Source organism: Myxococcus sp. CA056, from assembly GCF_013336715.1.
GTDB lineage: Bacteria > Myxococcota > Myxococcia > Myxococcales > Myxococcaceae > Myxococcus > Myxococcus llanfairpwllgwyngyllgogerychwyrndrobwllllantysiliogogogochensis.
In genome coordinates this window covers 1,200,467-1,217,642 of the sequence record NZ_JABUMT010000001.1, presented here as the reverse complement: position 1 = coordinate 1,217,642, position 17,176 = coordinate 1,200,467, and the positions used below count along the sequence as shown (strand labels likewise).

Annotated in this window: 11 protein-coding genes; 5 read left to right on the top strand and 6 right to left on the bottom strand. The window is 70.2% G+C overall.

The genetic code is table 11. The features are described from left to right. Positions 1 to 6 precede the first annotated feature (6 nt). Complete coding sequence (locus tag HUA76_RS05010) at positions 7 to 2,715, bottom strand: GAF domain-containing protein (protein ID WP_174460124.1); 2,709 nt, start codon at positions 2,713 to 2,715, stop codon at positions 7 to 9. Positions 2,716 to 2,944: 229 nt separating this feature from the next. Between HUA76_RS05010 and HUA76_RS05005 the strand changes: the two genes are divergently transcribed. Further along, positions 2,945 to 4,906 carry a potassium transporter Kup gene (locus tag HUA76_RS05005; RefSeq protein WP_174457118.1) on the top strand — a complete coding sequence of 654 codons (1,962 nt, stop codon included), beginning with the start codon at positions 2,945 to 2,947 and terminating at the stop codon, positions 4,904 to 4,906. Positions 4,907 to 5,469: 563 nt separating this feature from the next. Beyond that, positions 5,470 to 6,507 (top strand): hypothetical protein, encoded by a 1,038-nt coding sequence (locus HUA76_RS05000; RefSeq protein WP_141644045.1) that lies wholly within the window; start codon positions 5,470 to 5,472, stop codon positions 6,505 to 6,507. Here HUA76_RS05000 and HUA76_RS04995 read toward each other — a convergent pair whose 3' ends face one another. Both HUA76_RS04995 and HUA76_RS04990 read right to left on the bottom strand, forming a co-directional pair. Continuing rightward, a complete protein-coding gene (locus HUA76_RS04995; protein WP_174460123.1) occupies positions 6,508 to 7,089 on the bottom strand; it encodes a TIGR02265 family protein in 582 nt (193 codons plus the stop codon). It abuts the gene before it with no gap. Positions 7,090 to 7,254: 165 nt separating this feature from the next. Further along, positions 7,255 to 7,992, bottom strand: coding sequence for a metallophosphoesterase (locus HUA76_RS04990; RefSeq protein WP_141644043.1), 738 nt, complete (start codon positions 7,990 to 7,992; stop codon positions 7,255 to 7,257). A 430-nt stretch (positions 7,993 to 8,422) separates the two neighbouring features. Here HUA76_RS04990 and HUA76_RS04985 point away from each other — a divergent pair, with 430 nt between their 5' ends. Both HUA76_RS04985 and HUA76_RS04980 read left to right on the top strand, forming a co-directional pair. Next, on the top strand, positions 8,423 to 10,051 hold the full coding sequence (locus HUA76_RS04985) for an N-acetylmuramoyl-L-alanine amidase (RefSeq protein ID WP_141644042.1): 1,629 nt from the start codon (positions 8,423 to 8,425) through the stop codon (positions 10,049 to 10,051). Between the two features lie 25 nt (positions 10,052 to 10,076). Further along, positions 10,077 to 11,159 carry an LpqB family beta-propeller domain-containing protein gene (locus tag HUA76_RS04980; protein ID WP_174457060.1) on the top strand — a complete coding sequence of 361 codons (1,083 nt, stop codon included), beginning with the start codon at positions 10,077 to 10,079 and terminating at the stop codon, positions 11,157 to 11,159. 3 nt (positions 11,160 to 11,162) lie between these two features. Here HUA76_RS04980 and HUA76_RS46210 read toward each other — a convergent pair whose 3' ends face one another. From HUA76_RS46210 to HUA76_RS04965, 3 genes are all read right to left on the bottom strand, one after another. Further along, positions 11,163 to 13,559: an ATP-binding protein gene (locus HUA76_RS46210; protein WP_174460122.1), complete on the bottom strand. Its 2,397-nt coding sequence runs from the start codon at positions 13,557 to 13,559 to the stop codon at positions 11,163 to 11,165. Positions 13,560 to 13,723: 164 nt separating this feature from the next. Continuing rightward, positions 13,724 to 14,587, bottom strand: a complete 864-nt coding sequence (locus HUA76_RS04970; protein WP_174457058.1) for a carboxypeptidase regulatory-like domain-containing protein — start codon at positions 14,585 to 14,587, stop codon at positions 13,724 to 13,726. 175 nt (positions 14,588 to 14,762) lie between these two features. After that, complete coding sequence (locus HUA76_RS04965; protein ID WP_174460121.1) at positions 14,763 to 15,935, bottom strand: hypothetical protein; 1,173 nt, start codon at positions 15,933 to 15,935, stop codon at positions 14,763 to 14,765. Between the two features lie 231 nt (positions 15,936 to 16,166). On the opposite strand from HUA76_RS04965, the gene HUA76_RS04960 reads away from it, so the two are divergent. After that, positions 16,167 to 17,153 (top strand): hypothetical protein, encoded by a 987-nt coding sequence (locus HUA76_RS04960; protein ID WP_174457057.1) that lies wholly within the window; start codon positions 16,167 to 16,169, stop codon positions 17,151 to 17,153. Positions 17,154 to 17,176: the final 23 nt, after the last annotated feature.

Sequence of the window (17,176 nt, the reverse complement as noted above, 5' to 3'; positions counted from 1 at the left end):
GCGGCCTCAGCCGCGCGTGCGTGGCAGCTCCACGGAGAAGGTGGAGCCCACGCCCAGCTCGCTGCGCACGGTGATGTGGCCGCCCATCGCCTCCACAATCTGGCGCGAAATCCACAGGCCCAGGCCGAAGCCGCCGTAGTTGCGTTCGGACACGGCGCGCTCGAAGCGGTGGAACAGCCGCGACACGTGCTCCTCGCCAATGCCGATGCCACCGTCGCGCACCTCCAAGCGCACCGTGGCCTCGCCCGTCGTCATCACCACGAGGACCGGGTTGCCGCGCCCGTACTTCACCGCGTTGCTCACCAGATTCGTCAGCACCTGGTCGATTCGCAACTTGTCCCAGAGCCCCGCTGCTTCCGGCGCCAGCTGCAATTCCAGTCGAGTGCCCGTGCGCTCCAGCTCCGGCTCGAAGCGCTCCACCACCTCGCGCACCAGCATGACCAGGTCCAACGGCTCCGGGCTCAGCTCCAGGCGCCCGGCGCTGATGCGGGACACGTCCAGGAGCTCATGGATGAGCCGCGTCTGCCGCTTCACCTGTCGGTCCACGACGCCCAGCGCGCGCTCCAGTCGCTCCGGCGTCACGCCAGAGGGGGAGCGCTTCAGGCTCGTGAGCAGACTGTGCACCTGGAGCTGCAGCGCGCTGATGGGCGTCTTCAGCTCGTGGCTGGCGATGGAGAGGAACTCCTCGCGCAGCCGGATGGCCTGACGCGCCTCGCGGTACAGGCGCGCGTTGTCGATGGCGAGCGCCGCGCGGCGGGCCAGCTCCTGCGCCAGCGCCAGGTCTTGCGCGTCGTAGTCCCGCCGAGAGGTGACGAAGCTCAGCGCCCCCAGCGTCTGTCCCCGCACCTGGAGCGGCACGCACAGCCACGCGAAGCAGCCACCCGCGTCGGGGGGACGCACGCACTCCGGCGCGTCCTCGCTCAGCCCCGTGCGCAGCTCCGCCTCGCCGGAGGCCACCACCCGGGCGACGACGAGCAGGCCTGGCGAGGGCTGTCCGTCCATCGCGTGATACTCCGCGCTCGCATGGGCCGCGGCCACGCACTTCACCGCGCCGTCCTCGTCCGCGAGGAACAGGCCGCAGCACTCCGCGTAGGACGGCACCGCCAGCTGCGCCACGCGCTCCAGCGTCTCCTCCTGCTCCAGGCTCGTGGCGAGGACTCCCCCCGCCTCGGCGAGGAAGCGCTGCGCGGCCTCGCTGCGCTGCCGCTCGGTGACGTCCACCGCCATGCTCAGCACCTGCTCCGGGCCGCCGGCGGCGGGCTGCACCAGCGCCGTCCACAGCGCCACCTGCAGCGGCGTGCCGTCCTTGCGCTTGCGGTGCATCACCGCGCCGCCCAGCGACTCGCCCCGGCCGGCCTTCTCGAGGTTGCGGCGGAACTCGTCTTGTTTGCCCTCGGGCACCACCGGCAGCACGGTGCCGAGCACCTCCTCCGCCTTCCACCCGAAGATGCGCTCCGCGGCCGGGTTCCACATCCGCACCGTGCCGTCCATGTCCACCAGGAGGATGGAGGCGGGGGAGGCCTGGATGATGGCCGCCAGGCGCTCGTTGGCCTCGGCCAGCTCCGCGCGGGAGCGCTGCTCCTGCTCCAGCAGTCGCGCTCGCGCCACCGCCTGCCCGCCGTGGTGGGCCAGGAGCTCCAGGAAGGCGCGCTCGTCCGGGTCGAAGACGCGCGCCTCGGAGAAGGCGAACAGCAGCACCCCCAGCGCGCGGCCCTCCACGAGCAGCGGCAGGCACACCGACGCGGGCGCGGGCTTGCGCACCACGCGGTGACGTTGCTCGTCCACCTCGGGATAGCGGTCCGACAGCTCCTCGGGTGACTCCAGCCACACCGGGCGCGCCTCCAGCAGCGCCTCCGTCATGGGTGTGCGTCCCTCCAGGGGCAGCACACCGAAGGCCTCCATGAAGGACCGGGGGTCCTCGTAGCCCGTGCACCTCAGGAGCCGCGCGTTCCCGGCCTCCAGTCGCCACAGCGCGCCGCGCGCCGCGCCCACCGCCTCCACGCCCTGCTCGACGATGACCTCCGCCACGCGCTCCGCCGAGAGCACCTGGGACAGCTCCGCCGTCACCCGCTGGAGTCTCGCCAGGCGACCCGCGGCGACCTCCGCCGCCTGCCGGGCCTGCTTCTCCGCCGCGTACAGGCGCGCGATGTCCAGCGCGAGCGCGGCGCGGTCCGCCAGCTCCTGGAGCAGCAACTGCTCTCCGGCCTCGACGGGCTGCGCCGCGGCCGGGTCCTTCCACACGGTGAGGGTGCCCAGGCTCCGTCCGCGCGCGCGCAGCGGCAGCACCATCAGCCGGGTGAAGGGGAAATCCTCCAGCAGCCCATGCTGCTGCGGGGGCACCAGGCGGCGCAGCTCCTTCGGGTCCGAGTCGGGCACCCACAGCGCCTCGCCCGTGCGCAGCACCTCATGGGAAGGGCCTTCGTCCGCGCGCACCGCGGGAGGGCTGAGCGTCTGGAACAGCAGCCGGGCCTCGGGGGTGGAGGCGGCCGAGGCCACGGTGCGCAGCCAGAGTCCATCCTCGGACAAGAGCCGCAGCGTGCAGGCGGCGCCGAGCAGCGGCACCACCAGGGCGCACAGGCGGTCCATGACGGCGGGAGGCTCCAGGCTGGCATCGGCCAGCACCCGCGACGCCTCCGCCAGCAGGGCCAGCCGCTCTTCCACCTCCGGGGCGTGGGCCCCGAAGTGCCGCGCGTCTCCGTATCGGGATGCTGACATGGTCCTTGTGCCCCCGAGGCAGCATGGGAGCACGAGAGAGCAGTCCCCGGGGATTCCCCCGACGCCCCCACGGGCCCTCCGCCATGGCCAACCAACATACGCCCGGGTCTGACTGTTCGTTCTGGACGCACGCTCCGTCGCACACCGAAGGGTGGAGGCAGGCGAAGGCTATTTAGTCACACATGGACCTACCCGAGCGTTCGAATCCACGGAGGTGGTCTCCGCGTCCATTGCTCCTCCCAGGGGTTCGGCTAAAGGGAGGGCCGTGAAAGCCACCACCACCGGAGTACCGGGCGGCGAAGCGGTTCGGGAAGGCCCCGAGACCTTCAAGCGCACGACACTCCTGGCCCTCGGGGCCCTGGGCATCGTCTACGGCGACATCGGGACGAGCCCCCTCTACGCGCTGCGCGAGTGCTTCACCGGCCCGCACGGCATCCACCCCTCGCCCGAGAATGTGCTGGGGGTGCTGTCGCTCATCTTCTGGTCCCTGCTCACCATCGTCTCGGTGAAGTACCTCATGTTCGTGATGCGGGCGGACAACCGGGGCGAGGGCGGAATCCTCGCGCTGATGGCGCTGGTGATGCAGCGGCAGAAGGGCCAGCAGGCGCATACGGCCCGGCCCGTGCTCATCACCCTGGGCATCTTCGGCGCGGCGCTCCTCTACGGCGACGGCCTCATCACCCCGGCGATCACGGTGCTCAGCGCGGTGGAGGGCCTCAGCGTGGCCACGCCCGTGTTCGAGCCGTTCATCGTCCCCATCACCCTGGCCATCCTCGTGGTGCTCTTCCTGGTGCAGCGGCACGGCACGGCGGGCATTGGCGCGGTGTTCGGCCCGGTGATGTGCGTGTGGTTCTTCACGCTGGCGGTGCTGGGCGTGAAGGAGCTGGTGCACAACCCCGCGGTGCTCGGCGCGCTGTCTCCCACGCACGGGGTGATGTTCTTCGTGCACAACGGCTGGCACGGCTTCCTCGTGCTGGGCGGCGTGTTCCTCGTCATGACGGGCTGCGAGGCGCTCTACGCGGACATGGGCCACTTTGGGTACAAGCCCATCAAGCGGGCCTGGTTCTGGGTGGTGCTGCCGGCGCTGATGCTCAACTACCTGGGCCAGGGGGCGCTCTTGCTGCGGGACGCGAGCGCCGCGCGCAACCCCTTCTATCTGCTGGCCCCGTCGTGGCTGTTGTACCCGTTGGTGGCGTTGTCGGCGGTGGCGGGCATCATCGCCTCGCAGGCGCTCATCTCCGGGGCCTTCTCGCTGACGCGCCAGGCGATGCAGCTGGGCTACAGCCCGCGCATGGAGGTGGTGCACACCTCGGCGGAGGAGATGGGCCAGATTTATCTGCCGGGCATCAACTGGGCGTTGATGGCGGGGGTGTTCACCCTGGTGCTGACGTTCCGCTCCTCCAGCGCGCTGGCGTCCGCGTACGGCATCGCCGTGTCCACGACGATGGTCATCACCTCGGTCATGGCCTACATCGTCGCGCGTGAGCGCTGGGGCGTCAGCCGCAAGCTGGCGATGCCGGTGGCGGGCTTCTTCCTCGCGTTGGAGCTGGCCTTCTTCAGCTCCAATGCGATGAAGCTGGCGGACGGCGGCTGGTTCCCGCTGCTGCTCGCCGTCATGGTCTTCACGCTGATGACCACGTGGAAGCGCGGGCGCGACATCCTCGCCGCCAAGCTGCGCGCCTCCAGCATCCCCCTGAAGGAGCTGCTGGGCAGCTTCGGCGACCACCCGCCCGTGCGCGTGCCGGGCACCGCCATCTTCATGACGGGCAACGCGGACGGCACGCCGCCGGCGCTCTTGCACAACCTGAAGCACAACAAGGTGCTGCACGAGCAGGTGGTGCTGCTGACGATTCTGTCCGAGGACGTGCCCCACATCCCCGCGGCCGAGCGCGTGGAGGTGGAGCCCCTGGAGCAGGGCTTCGTCCGCGTCGTCGCCACCTACGGCTTCATGGAGAACCCCAGCATCCCGGACGTGCTCAAGCGCTGCCGGGAGAAGGGGCTCCAGTTCCAGCTCATGGGCACCAGCTTCTTCCTGGGACGGGAGACGCTGATTCCCACCAAGCGCCCCGGCATGGCGGTGTGGCGCGAGGCGCTCTTCGCGTGGATGAGCCGCAACGCCCGCAGCGCCACCGCCTACTTCCGGATTCCACCCAACCGCGTGGTGGAGCTGGGCAGTCAGGTGGAGCTGTAGCCGACGCCCGCGGTTTCCCGGCCCTTCGTCTCCCGGAGGGCCGGGCTTCCTTCCAGGTGTCGCTCCGGCCCGGGAGCCTCCCGACAGGTGAGGCCCCGGGCGGAAAATCCCCCGGAAATTCCCCCGGCGGAAAACCCCCGCCCGCTGGAAAAGGCCTCCACCGGCCTGGAATGGGTGCCTGGACTGGAATCCTGCCGGTCCACCATCACTTTCCCTACGGTGTTCGGAAAGACGCACTGCGTCTGAGTGCCCAGTGACGGTGTAACTCTGCGGAAACACGGCGACGACTCGGGCGATAATGGGGTGAGTTGAACCCCACGCGAGCCCTGACGCTTCGCGTCGCGTGTGGGTTCTTGGTGTCTTTCGACACACTCCTGGTGACACGGAATCGGTGATTTTGTCCTGCTGGGACATAAAATTACCGCCGTACAGGCAACAACTGACCCTCAGGTGCGAGAATGTTTTCACCAGACAGAAATATTTCTGTACTGGCGGAAGCCTGCTCGGTTACAGTGCTTTCAGGTGTCGCGCACAACCCTGTGTCCGAACTGAGGTCAGCCACCATGCTCGACGTCGCCCCCCACGCCGCCGCCTCGATCCTCTCCTCCGGTCTGTCGTCTTCCGCGTCGTCGTCGGTGGTGACGCCCTGGACGGAACAGCCGCTGCGCGACTGGTCGAACCTGGCGCCGCACACGGTGCTGAGCGCGCAGGAGCTCTACCCGCGCATCTGCGTGCGAGACCCGTACTTCGCGTTGAAGGACGTGACGGTGATGGGGCAGGGCGAGGTGGTGGCGCGCATCCCGGTGCAGCAGGACCCGGACGCGGAAGCGGGCCTCATCGGAATCGCGGAGGCGGGGCGCCACATGGCGATTCTCGGCTCCTGCGCCGCGGCGCTGGTGACGCCCAAGGACGGCCAGCACTTCTATCTGGCGTGTGGCGCGCGCGGTGAGTGGCTGCGCCGCGAGCCGATGGCGCGCTCCACGGACCTGCTCTGGGGCCTGGCGCAGGCGAGCTTCACGGGCAAGCGCACCGCCACGGCGCGCACGCTCTTGTCCGCGCCGGACGGCACCCCGGTGTTCCGCCTGGAGGTGGACTACAACGTGCTGTCCGCCGCCGCCTTCACCCGCCTGTTCGGCGAGGCCCGGGTGGAGATGCGCCGCGAGCCCCGTCGCGAGGACAACGTGCAGCGCACCCCCGAGGAGTGGGCGCGGCTGCGGCAGAACCCGTACGGCAAGGCGCTGGCCCTGCGCGACTGGCGCCCGGACGGTGAGAGCCTCACCGCGTCCCTGGGCCCCGTGACGGTGGACATGTGCAAGGGCCACTTCGCCCTGCACCCGGTGATGCCCGTGGCCATCGTCGCCAGCGGCATGACGCGGGTGGCGACCACCCTGCTGCGCAAGCTGGAAGGCGCGCCCTGGGCCCGCGTGCTCGCCAAGAACGTGAACCTCAAGGCGGACAGCCTCGCGTACGCCGGTCAGACGGTGGTGTTCGGCGCGGCGCGCCGCTCGCACGACGGCGCCGACCACGTCTTCACCTGCCAGGCCTCCGTGGGCGAGCGCGTCGTCGCCGAGCTCGACGTCACCTTCGAGCGCGTGGAGTAATCACTCCCACGTGATGTCGTAGTCCACGCGGTCGATGCCCTGCGGATGGGCCTTCGCCGTGCCCTTGAGCCCCAGCACCTTCAGCGCGCCGGTGAGGATGCCCTCGTGATACGCGGGCGGCAGCATGTCCCGGCGGACGCGCAACGTGCCGGACTTGGGCCCCGTCGTCACATACTCGCGGGTGCCGTACGTGACGGCCGCGCTGTAGCCCATCTGCGCCCCTGAGAAGAGCTTCTGTGGGTCTCCCCGGGAGATGATGCCGAAGATGAGCATCCCCGGGCCGGTGGAGTAGCGCGTGACGTTGGACTCGCCGCACGCGTGATACACGGCGTTCTCGGTCCCCATCTCCTGCTCCAGCGCGTCCGCCGCGACATAGAGGAGGTTGATGAACTCCTGCACCGGATAGGTGCGCAGGTCGGAGTAGTCCTTCGCCAGGTCTCCCACGCGCAGCTTCTCCAGCATGGCCAGTCCGGCCTTCTGCTGGACGAGGCTGAACACCGCCTTGAAGAACAGTCCGCGTACCGCGTCGCCAGGTTGCGTGGCCGCGAGGCGCGCGGCGAGCTCGGCTTTGTTGGACGGCATGTCTCGGCTCCTGCTCCGGTCCGGGCCCCGATGACGGAAGCGTGCTCAGCTTAGCCTCACTGCCAGAGCGGACGCAGGCGAAGGGCCCTTCGCGCGAGCATCCGCTGTCGCGAGGCGACTCGACACGTCCGGTGTCCGCCGCCTCCCTTCCAGGTCGCCTCCCGCTCACACCTCGTCGAGCAGCATCGGCTTGAAACCCGCCGCGTCGCACGACGCCAGCACGTAGCGCACCCCCGCGCGCTCCCCGGTGAACCCCGCCGGGATTCCCGTCGAGTGCAGGTGGCCGTACACGCAGACCTTCGGCTTGAACGCTTCAATCGGCTCGCTGAACGCCGTGGGCTTCTCGTTCGCGTACAGCGGAGGGAAGTGCACCGCGGCCACTCGCACCAGCGGTATGGGACTGGCCGCTTCCTTCTTCTTCGCGTCCTCGATGGAGACCGCGAGCCTGCGCGTCTCCCGCTCCACGTAGCCGTCGTTGACGGGCTCGTCGCCCATCTCTCCGCCGGGCATGGGGGGCGCCTCGGGCGCCGTCCACAGTCGCGTGCCGGCAATCACCCACGGCCCCATCACCGCCGCGCTGTTGTGCAGGAACGCCTCCAGCGTGCGGAACGGCTCCAGCAGCTTGCGCAGCTTCGACGCCGAGTCTCCCCACCAGTAGTCGTGGTTGCCGCGCACCAGCAGCTTGCGCCCCGGCCTCGCGTCCAGCCACGCCAGGTCGTCCATCACCTCGTGCGCGCGCGTCGCCCAGGAGATGTCTCCCGCGACGATGACCACGTCGTCCGGCCGCACCATGTCGTCCCACGCACGCTGGAGCGGAAGCGGGTGGTCCGTCCATCCGAAGCGATGCATGTCCTTCTGTCGCGTGGAGGGCAGATGGGTGTCGCCGATGCCGAAGAGCCGCATGCACCCCTCATAGCGGATGATTCGACCGCCGGGCCCCTGAACTCCACGCGCCCCCGCCCCCTGTCTTCCAGCCTCAATCCGGCCCGATGCGAAAAGACGAGGAATACGAGAATTATCGTAAAATCAGTTTACGCCGGGGCTGTCTCGAAATGCGCCACTGCGACAATGGCGGCCATTCGGAGGGTGAGTGGAAGTAGGCCTGATGTGGGCGTGCTCGTCATTTCAACGGGTTGAAATGTTCAGTCGGATTTCTCGGAATGGGGTGAAGGGCGGAGAGGTGGAGCATGGATGCTCCACCTTGGGGGGCGCGAAGGGGTGAAAAGCGGGGATTGAGAGGCTGGCATGCATGCTGCTCACGGGACCGCGCTGCGCCGCTCCCGTGGACGGGGGCGGACCGAAGAGCTGCTGACCCCCCTCGAAGGAGCTCCCCATGCACGTGATGTTCAAGACGTTCGCGGCCACCGCCGCGGCCCTGGCCCTGTCTGCCTGCGGACCGCAGCCAGAGGCGCCGCAGGAGGCCCCCCCGGCTTCCACGGAAGTCCCCTCGGGCGCGGCGGATGACGCGGCCCGCGCGGTCGCGGACGCGGCCCGTCGTACGCCGACGGAGCTGGACGCGCTGTTCGCGCAAGCGGCGAAGGAGTTCGACGTTCCGGTGAGCCTGCTCAAGGCCATCTCCTATACGGAGACGCGCTGGGAGCATGTGAAGGGTGAAGAGGAGTTCGAGGGCCGCCCCGCGGCGTTCGGTCTGCTGGCCCTGCGCGGCGCCAAGGTGACGGACGGCGCGGCGCTGGCGGGTGTCTCCGCCGAGGCCGTGCGTGACGACCGGCTGGCCAACCTGCGCGCTGGCGCGGCGCTGCTGTCGAAGTACGCCACCGAGGCGGGCATCGACCGGACGGACCTGGGTGCGTGGGCGCCGGTCGCCGTGCAGCTGACGGACATCACCGACCCGGACGTGCAGGCGCACTACATCCACAATGACGTGTACGCGGCGCTGCGCGAGGGCGCGGGCGCGTTCACTCCCGAGGGCAAGGTGGCGGTGTCGCTGGACGGCGCCCAGGTGGAGGCGAAGTTCGCCCTGCCGAAGATGCAGGCGCTGGCGGCGGGCCCGGACTACGCGGCCTCCATCTGGCGCGCGTCGCCCAACTTCAACGCCCGTCCCGCGGGCACCAACGTGTCGATGATTGTCATCCACACGTGTGAAGGTGGCTACGCCGGGTGCTGGGGTTGGCTGGTCAACTCCGCGTCGGGCGTGAGCGCGCACTACGTCGTCAACGAGAGCGGCAGCGAGATTTCGCAGCTCGTGCGCGAGTCGAGCCGCGGTTGGCACGTGGGCGCCAGCTACGCCTGCAGCCTGAACGGCAACGTGGACTGCGGCCTCAACGGCGTGTCGGTGAACCACTTCTCGGTGGGCATCGAGCACGGCGGTTTCGCCAGCCAGTCGTCCTTCCCGGCGGGCCAGATTGACGCGTCGGCGAAGCTGTCCTGCGACATCACGAAGGGACAGGGCATCACCCGCGACAGCTACCACATCGTCGCGCACGGCCGGCTCCAGCCGTCCTCGCGCACCGACCCGGGTCCGAACTGGCCGTGGAGCAGCTACATCTCGAAGATCAAGAGCTACTGCGGTGACGGCGGCACGCCCACGGGCACCATCATCGTGGACAGCCACAACGCGAACAACGACTCCACCAAGGCGCGCACGGACGTGCCGGCGTCGTGGGCGGCGGGCACCAGCGCGGGCTACTACGGCAGCGGCTACTACTACGCCTCCACGCAGCCCATCTCCGAGCCGGTGGTGTTCAACTTCTACATGGCGTCCGCGGGCACGAAGACCATCGACGGGTGGTGGGTGGCCGGCACCAACCGCTCTGCGGCGGCGCCGTTCATCATCAGCCACACGGGTGGCGACAGCACGGTGACGGTGAACCAGCAGGCCAACGGCGGCGCGTGGGTCGCCCTGGGCACGTACAGCTTCGCCGCGGGCTGGAACCAGGTGAAGCTCAGCCGCTGGGCCACCGAAGGCTACGTCGTCATGGCGGACGCCATCCGGGTGCGATGACGTGAGGAAGCAAGGCCGAGAACGGATGCCGCGTTCCTGGCCGTGGCGAGCGCGGTGGAGTCTTGCCGCGCTCGCCGTGCTTGGCGTCGGATGCTCCGGCCGGTGTGGCGGGGCGTCGGGCGCCGGGCCGCTGTCGAAGGAGGAGGCACGCGCCATTCCGGGCGTCGTGGTCTTCCTGTCGGAGCGGGCGGGACAGAAGGACGTGTGGCAGGTGGGTCCCGACGGGACGGAGACGCAAATCACCCGAGGCCCCGAGGACGACTACCCCGGCCCGGTGTCTCCGGACGGGAAGTCGTTGCTGGTGGTGGCCGTGCGCGAGCAGGGCGGGATTCAGTTCCAGCAGCTCCGAGTCCAACCCCTCGCGGGTGGAGACGCGGTGCCGCTGCATGCCCCCAGGGCCCGGGCGCGCAACGCGAGCTGGGCGCCGGATGGCTCGTGGCTCGTGGCGGAGTCGGATGCCCAGGGTTTCAGCGACCTGGTGCGCCTGGAGCCTCGCGAGGGCGCGCCGGAGGTGCGGCTGACACAGGTGAAGGAGGGCTGCTTCGAACCCTCCATCTCGCCGGACGGCAAGGAAGTGGCCTTCGTGTGCAGTCGCGAGGGCGACCCTGAAATCTACGTGACGAAGGCGGACGGCACGGAGGAGCGGCGTCTCACCGCCTTCCACCGCGAGGACCGCTCTCCGCTGTGGAGTCCGGATGGACAGTGGCTCGTCTTCGTCAGCGACCGGGAGGACAAGGAGCGGCTGTACCTGGTGCGTCCGGATGGCTCGGACCTGCGCGCGGTGTCGGGGAGCGGCTTCTCCGGCGACGAGCGCGAGCCGGCCTTCAGCCCGGACGGACAGCGTCTGGTCTACGTGAGCCGCGCGCCCGAGGGACTCAGTCGCCTCTGGATGGTTCCGGTGGCGGGAGGCGCGCCGGTGGCGCTGACGGATGGAACGCACCGCGACGACATGCCGGCGTGGAGCCCCGACGGGAAGTACCTGGCCTTCACGTCGGAGCGCGAGGGCAACACGGACGTGTACCTCATGCGCGCCGATGGCAGCGGCCAGACGCGGCTCACCACCGCGAAGGCGCCGGACTGGCTTCCTCGCTGGGTGGCGCGCCGCTAGGTCTCAAGTGATTCCCTTCGACCCGGGCCCCTCTGGAAGAAGAGGCGGCTCCGGGCTCGCGGGGTCCTTCGGGGCCGTGGGCACGCTGAAGCAGAAGGTGGCGCCCCGGCCCGGCTCGCTCTCCACCCAGATGTGGCCGCCGTGCGCTTCGATGATGAGCCGGCAGATGTAGAGCCCCAGCCCCAGGCCCTGGGTGTCGGACGCGCTGCCCTGTCGCGTCCGGTAGTACTTGTCGAAGACGTGCTCGGTGTCCTCGCGTGCGAGCCCCGGGCCTTCGTCTCGCACCGACACCACGACCCAGCCCTCGCGAGACGATGCGCGCACCACCACGGGCTTGTCGGGTGGACCGTACTTGGCCGCGTTGCCCAGCAGGTTGGACAGCACCCGCTCCAGGCGTCGGGCGTCCACCCAGGTCATGGGCAGCGGCGTCGTCACCTCCAGGCGGAAGCGCTCGCGCAGGTCCGGAGGGACGTCCCGCTCCAGCACGTCCTCGAGGAAGCGCACCACGTCCGTCCGCTCGCGGCGCAGCTCGATGCGGCGGGACTCCAGGCGCGAGCCCTCCAGCAGCTCTTCAATCATGGAGCTCATCCACGCCACGTTTCGGAGGATGGCGTCCGTGAGCAGTTCCTCGCGCTCCAGGTGACGCTCCTTCAGTGCGCGCAGCAGCATGCTCGCTCGCAGGGTGATGCCCTGCAGCGGGTTGCGCAGGTCATGGGAGATGAGGCTCACGTACTCCTCGCGCAGCCGCTCCAGCTCGCGGTGGGGCGTGAGGTCATGGCCGGTGACGACCACGCCGCGCTGCTCGCCTTGCGGCCCGAGCACGGGCGCGGCGGTGATGAGCACGGGGGTCGTCCTTCCATCCGGGCGCACGAGCTTGACCTCGACCGGGCCCACCACCTCTCCACTCTTCGCCGCCCGACTCGAAGGCAGCTCCTCCATCTTCATGGGACGTCCGTCTGGATGGCGCAGTCGGCTCAGGTACGAGCCGCGCTTCGCTCGCGCCGGAAGCGGCCCGAGCAAGGTCTCCGCGAAGGGGTTCGACACCAGGGTGCCCTGCTCCGGGTCGATGAAGAGCACACCCACCGGTGCGTGATTCAGCACGGCCTGGAGCAGACCGCGCTGCACCTCCGCTTCCTCGTGGGCGGCTCGCAGGCGGTCGGTGGCCCGCTCCCGTTCGGTGACGTCGCGGAGCACGGCGAGCAGGCTGCCACCCTCGGGGCCGGGAACCTGGCGCAGGCGTGCTTCCAGGGGCACCCGGGTGCCATCGGCGCGCAGGCCATGCATGGCGCGGGCATTCGACAGGCCCCCCAGGCTGCGTCCGCCGAAGAGTCCCTCTGGCACGAGCAGCTCCACCTCGCGGCCCAGCAGTGACTCGCGCGGATGGCCGAACACGCGCTCCGCCTCCGCGTTGACGAAGCGCAGCAGCCCCTCCGGGTCCACTATCAACAGCGGCTCCGGTGTCGTCTCCAGCAGTCCCCGGTAGCGAGCCTCGGAGGCCTCGAGCGCCGCGGTGGCGCGTCGACGTCCCGCCTCCAGCGTGTCCAGGGCCCGCGCGGACAGCAGCACCAGCACGGCGCCGCCCGCGCTCAACAAGGTGGCGAAGATGGGCAGCTTCGCCTCGCGACCGAGCATCCCCTCCAGGCTGAGCAGCGACAGGGCCGCGCCCAGGAGCGACGGCCCCAGGATTGCCACGGGCACGAGCCGACGCGCGAGGAACCCACCGAGTGTGTCCCGCGTGATTCGCCCCGCGAGGCCCCGCTCCGGCCGCGCGCAGAGCAGGCCCACGCCGAGCAGCAGCACCGCCAGCGCCGTGTACAAGCCCATGCCGCGCCTGGGGGGAAGGGACTCGCCGCCCGACGCGAAGAGCGGACCGAGCAGCAGTCCATTGAAGCCCAGCAGCGCGACCAGCAGCGCCGCCACCACGAGCGCGTCCCGCCACACCTGTCGAGTCCCGGCGCGGTCCGGTAGCAGCAGGGCAATGCCCAGGAACAGCACGCTGAGGGGCGTGAGCGGGGAGGGGAGAATCGTCGCGCTGAGGACACCGAAGGTCCTCGCGAGGAAGGACTCCAGCGCCGGTGGCAGGCCCGCCACTTCCTGCAGCAGGCTGATGCAGGCGATGAGGCACATGCCCACCGCGCAGAGGGAGGACAGTCGTCGGCGCGCGCGGGAGGGGCGGGTGGGCAGGTACAGCCCGAGCGCCACGCCTCCGAGCACCAGCGCGACGCCCGTCCGTGGCGCTGTCATGGGCATGCCCGCGGCTTCTGGCCACGGTGAGTGCGCGAAGACGGCCCAGCCGGCGAGCGAGAGCAGCCCCAGCAGAGGCGCGCCCGCCACCGCGACCCATGCGAGCGCGCGGGCCATGGCCTGGCTGCGGGACTGGGCCCTCCAGGTCCGATTCATCGGCGTCCCCCCGGAACACACGGGTGCTTCCGCCAAGGGTGGGCGGCCGTGTCACGCGCGGCGGCCCGCTGCCTCGTTCCTCACGCACCTGTCCGGGACATGGATGCGCATGCGCGCCCCCTCGCGCGTCGCACGGCGGGGCAGGGTGCCCGCCTGAGTGCCGCTCACGGGGGCGGATGCAGTCCGGGGTACAGGGTGAGCACCAGGCCCCAACCGGGAGCGACCGCCACGTTGCGAGCCACGTAGGTGTCCTCGCCCTCCACGCCCAGCCGGAACGTCTCCGCGTCCCTGGCGGTGTGAACGTAGAGGAACAGGCCCTCCGCGGAGGTGCCCGCCTGGTTGACGCCGTTCAGGTCCGAGGTCGGGTAGTAGATGCGCTCCGTCAGCTCGCTCCGGTCCGGCACCACGCGCACGCCGGCGCGAGGCTGGCCGTTCTCGTCGACGACGCGGCCCAGCGCGAAGCCCGCGTCGCGAAGGGTGCGGGCCCGGTCTTCCGTGTGGCCGCGCAGCAGCGGCTCACCCATGGCCGTGCACAGCGCGTCGTGGAACTGCTCCGGCAGGGCCCAGGCGCTCGCTTCGATGACATCCGTGCGAGGCCGCGCGCCGGTGAAGACGCTGTCGTAGACGACGGTGACTGTGCGCACGAAGCCCGGGCCGTTGAGTCCCACGGCCAGCCCCTGGTGCACCTCGCGCACGGGGACCTCCGCCACGGCGAAGGCGCCGTCTTCGGCGATGGCGCCCGTGCCGAACGTCGCATTGAGGTCATTCACCGCCACGCGCAGCGGCTCCTCGATGGCGACGGGCATGCCGCCGAGCGAGGGCACCGGTTGTCCCAGGGACGTGAGCAGTCGCGCGGCCTCGGGCAGCACCTGCGCCTGCCCGCTGACGCGGATGCGGAGGTTGTCCAGGTCCACCGACTCGGCGTCATCGGTCTGGAAGCCGGGGTCCGGAGCAGGTCCGCCGGAGCCGCAGCCGGACGACACGAGCCCGAGAAGTACACAGGATGCCAGCAGGATTGGGCGCTTCATCGGTCGGCAACATTTCCATGCCCCCGTCGAGCGGCAATCCACCCGCGAACGCTCCGTCCCCTGTCCGACGCCGCAAACACAGACACCGGGCCGTCACTCGCCTGGGAAGCACGAGGGACGCAGCCCGGTGTCGGAAATCCATCAGCCGTGGAGGGCGGGGGTGCCGCCCGTGGGCTCAGCGCCAGCCGCCCTTGTTGTCCTTGGAGTTGCTGGAACCACCGCGACCACCCGGCGCCGACGAGCCGCCACCCGAACTCTTCGGGGCGCTGCTGCCGCCACCGCTGCCCCAGCTTCCACCGGAGCTCCGGCCTCCGCCGCTGCTCCCGCCACTGCTGCTGCGTCCGCCACCGCTGCCCCAGCCGCCGCTGCTGCTTCCTCCACTGCTGCTGCCGCCGCTGCTGCTCCCGCGTCCGCCACCGCTGCTCCCGTTGCTGCTGTTTCCGCGGTCGTTGTCGTTGTCGCGATTGCCTCGGCCATAGCCACCACCGGAGCTGCCGCCACCCGAGCTGCCACCGCCGCTGTTGCCGTAGCCACCACCGGAGCTGCCACCGCTGGAGCCACTGCCGCCCGGAGGCGTCCCGCCGTTGTTGCCGTAGCCGCCGTTGTTGCCGCCGCCGGAGCTGCCCCAGCCACCGCCGTTGTTGTCGTCATCGCGGTCTCGCCCCTGGCCGCGCCCGGGACGCGAGCCGCCGCGGTCATCATCCCTGTCCCGCCCGCTGTTGCCCCGGCCGTAACCACCGCCGTTGTTGCCGCCCGAGTTGTTCCCGCCGCCCCAGCCGCCGCCGTTGTTGTCCCCGTCGTATCGGGAGCCGCCGCGAGGAGGCTGGGTGCCCCAGCCGGTGCCGGAGGGAGGAGGCCGGTTCGAGGGACGGTCGTCGTTGCGAGACACGGAGCCGCGAGAAGCGGGGCGCGACCTGGCCCGGCTGTAGCCGTAGCCCGCGGAGGCGGCGTGGGTCCGGTCATACACGTAGCCGCGGTTGCGCTCCCAGCGGTACGCCCGGCCCGCGTTCGGGTAGTAGTCGTGCGAGTGACGCCCGTGCAGGCCGCACGACGCCCCGAGCGGATCCAGGTGGAAGTCCCAGTACCAGACCATCGTCGGCCCTTGGTAGTAGTAGACGTCGTCCGTGTAGACGTAGTGCGTCTCGGCCGGGCGGTAGCCGTGCGTGTGGACGTGGTCGTACGGGCACCAGCCGCCACCGTCGTGGTCCGGAATGGGGTGGTCGCCCGAGAACCGGTAGTCCACCACCGCCACCACGGGGCGGCGGGCGGCGGGGCCGTGATAGTGGGCGTAGCAGCCCGTCCCCATCATCAGGGCAAGAGGGATGGCGAGTGCGAGCAGTCGGCGCATGTGACGAGTCTCCCGTGCGAAGGGCACTTCCAGCCAGTCCCTCTTCGCGACCACGGGCTGAAGACGGGCGGCCCGGGAGGAAATTCACGCCGGACTCCTTCTTGCCCGCCTGCTCCCTCTTTAACCGGGGGTGTGCCCTGGTGAACACCGTGCCGGCTGGTGTAGGTGCGGTGTGAGCGCGATGCGAGCGCCGGGGCTTTCTGGACCCGTCGCGCGAGGAGAAGGGCACCCATGTCGGAATCGGATTTTGGTCGGGGCAGGGGGGCGATGTGCCCGTTGCACCCGGATCACCTCGCGCAGCGGACCTGTACGCGCTGCGGCAACTTCATGTGCGACACGTGCAGCGAGGGCGGCACGCAGGTGCACTGTCCCACCTGTCGTGAGCGCGAGGGCCTGGGTCAGGCCTTCCCGTTGGACCGCCACAACTGGTCCGTGGGCGGGTTGCTGGAGGTGTGCTGGGAGCGGTTCAAGCGCGAGTGGGTGATGCTCAGCGTGGGCGCCATCCTCTTCTTCGCGGCCGCGATGGTGGGCAGCTTCGTCTCCCAGATTCTGTCCTTCATCGGCGGGCTGTCGGGCAGCACCACCGTCACCGTGCTGATGGTCATCGTGGGCACCGTGTTGTCGTGGGTCATCCAGGGCATGGGCACCCTCGGCATCACCCGCATGTGCCTGGACGTGCTCCAGGGTCAGCGCGCCGACCTGGGGCGGATGTTCTCCCAGCTCTCCAAGCTGGTGCCCTACCTGCTCACCCTGCTGCTGTCGTTCGCGGTGATGCTCCCCGTCATCATCCTCTGCTTCGGCGCCGCGCTCGCGGTGTTCGTCGGGATGTCGGGGGTGTCGCTCGCCGAGGTGGGCTCGTCGGAGGAGGCGATCAACGCGGTGATTTCGAACACGCCGCCGCACGTGCTCGTGGTGGCGTTCGTCGTGGGCGCCGGGCTCTACATCTTCCCGGGGCTCTGGCTCGTCATGCCGCTGGTGCTCATGCAGCCGGCGCTCGTGGATGCGGAGAACCCGGGGCCCGTGGAGACGCTGAAGCGCTGCTTCGCCGCCGCTCAGGGGCAGCGCCTGGGCATGCTCGGCACCCTGTTCATCGGCGCCGTCATCTTCATCGTGGGCATCTTCCTGTGCTGTCTGCCGGGCATCCCCGCCCTGGCCTTCTTCCAACTGCTGCTCGCCGGCCTCTACCTGTCGCTCAGCAAGGGCGCGGAAGAAGTCTGACGTCGGTCGCTCATCGGGGCCCG